This window comes from Bacteroides sp., assembly GCF_019417265.1.
Classification (GTDB): domain Bacteria; phylum Bacteroidota; class Bacteroidia; order Bacteroidales; family Bacteroidaceae; genus Phocaeicola.
Genome location: NZ_DXVR01000173.1, coordinates 1 through 2,351 on the forward strand (window position 1 = coordinate 1; position 2,351 = coordinate 2,351).

1 protein-coding gene is annotated in these 2,351 nt (G+C 43.0%); it reads right to left on the minus strand.

What is annotated here, in order from left to right:
- Positions 1-155 precede the first annotated feature (155 nt).
- On the minus strand, positions 156-2,351 hold a 2,196-nt coding region (locus tag QZ379_RS12605), incomplete at its 5' end, for a bifunctional dihydroorotate dehydrogenase B NAD binding subunit/NADPH-dependent glutamate synthase (protein ID WP_291565483.1).

A 2,351-nucleotide genomic window follows, 5' to 3' on the forward strand; every position in this document is an offset into this window, starting at 1 on the left:
GGGCTCATTGGGGACTTGCACCCGTTAGCTAATACTCATGCCGAGCATACAAAACAATGGGAGCCGGACATCAAAAATCCGTCTCCCATTGTTTTGTTGAGGAATTATTGTATTTGCAAAGCTTTTTAAAACACTTTGCAAATACTTTTAAAACATTATTTGCCACTTAACTGTTTGTCCATAGCAGCTGCAGCACGACGACCGTCACCCATAGCAAGGATTACAGTAGCACCACCACGAACAATATCACCACCGGCATATATAGTAGGAATAGAAGACTGCATATCTTCATTTACAGCTATTGTACCTTTACGTCCGAGTTCAAGTCCCGGAATAGAATTAGGAACGATTGGGTTAGGAGATACACCTACACTGACGATAGCCATATCTATGTCTATTGTTTCTATTGCACCCGGTATGGCAACAGGACTGCGACGGCCTGAAGCATCAGGTTCTCCAAGTTCCATTTTCTGAAGAACAACCTGTTTTACACGTCCTTTTTCATCTGCAATATATTCGATAGGGTTATACAATGTAAGGAATTCAACCCCTTCTTCCTTGGCATGTTTAACTTCTTCAAGACGAGCAGGCATTTCAGCTTCGGAACGACGGTAGATAATCATCGCCTTTTCCGCACCAAGACGACGTGCTGTACGGACAGAGTCCATAGCAGTGTTACCGCCACCTATTACGGCTACACGCTTACCAAATGTGACAGGAGTATCAGAATCTTCGCTTGCAGCATCCATCAGATTTACTCGAGTAAGATACTCATTTGAAGACATAATATTGATAGAGTTCTCTCCTGGGATATTCATAAAGTTAGGAAGTCCGGCACCTGAAGCAACAAATACCCCCTTGAATCCTTCATTCTCAAGATCTTCAACGCTTACAGTCTTACCGATGATACAGTCTTTCACGAATTTTACTCCCATCTTAGACAGGTTGTCAATCTCTACATCAACAATTTTATTAGGCAGACGGAATTCAGGAATACCGTATTTCAATACACCACCGATTTCGTGCAATGCGTCGAATACTGTTACGTCATAACCCATCTTGGCCATATCGCCGGCAAATGAAAGTCCTGCAGGGCCAGAACCAACTACAGCAACTTTGATACCTTTCTTTTCTGCTATCTCAGGAACAGAGATTTGTCCGCTTTCACGTTCATAGTCGGCAGCGAAGCGTTCCAGATAACCGATAGCAACAGCTTCATGACCCATTTTCAGATGGATACACTTAGACTCACACTGTTTTTCCTGTGGACAAACACGTCCGCAAACAGCCGGAAGTGCACTTGTCTGTTTCAACACACGTGCCGCTTCAAGGAATTCACCGCGTTCGATATTCTTTATAAATGTCGGTATATTAATTCCTACCGGACAGCCCTCCATACATGAAGGATTTGCACAGTCAAGACAACGTTTTGCTTCTGTAAGAGCCTGTTCTTCGTTAAGACCAAGATTTACCTCTTCCTTACGGCTGTGTGAACGATATTCAGGATCAAGTTCGTTCATATGAACGCGTGGGATAAGAGTACGTTCCTTTGGCTTAATACTTTTACGCAATTCTTCACGCCACTGTGCAGAACGGTCGTCAGCCGGTTTTACAGCTTCGCATGTATCCGGTTTAGGATCAAGTTTGTGGATTTCTTCTACTTCGATTTCCTTGAATGCTCCCATACGTTTCAGCATTTCATCGAAATCCACCTGATGGCCATCAAATTCAGGACCATCCACACAAACGAACTTAGTCTTACCACCGACAGTGATACGGCAAGCACCACACATACCTGTACCGTCCACCATTATAGTATTCAAAGATACATCTGTAGGAATCTCATATTTCTTTGTGAGCAGACAAACGAACTTCATCATTATGGCAGGACCGATGGCAAAACATTTATCCACCTTCTCACGCTTGATAACCTCTTCTATACCTTCAGTTACCAAACCTTTCTTTCCATATGAACCGTCATCAGTCATGATTATTACTTCATCAGAACTTGCACGCATTTCTTTTTCAAGAATAATAAGTTCTTTTGAACGTCCGGCAAGTACAGTAATCACTCTGTTTCCGGCTGCCTTAAGAGCCTGAACGATAGGAAGCATAGGAGCAACACCTACTCCACCTCCGGCACAAACTACAGTACCGAAATTTTCAATATGTGTCGCCTTGCCAAGAGGTCCTACAACGTCATTAATATAATCTCCCTCATTCAGTTCACACAGACGAGTTGAAGACAATCCCACTTTCTGTACAACTAAAGTAATTGTACCTTTTACAGGATCTGCCTCAGCAATAGTAAGAGGCATACGCTCACCTTTTTCGCCTACACGCACTATAAC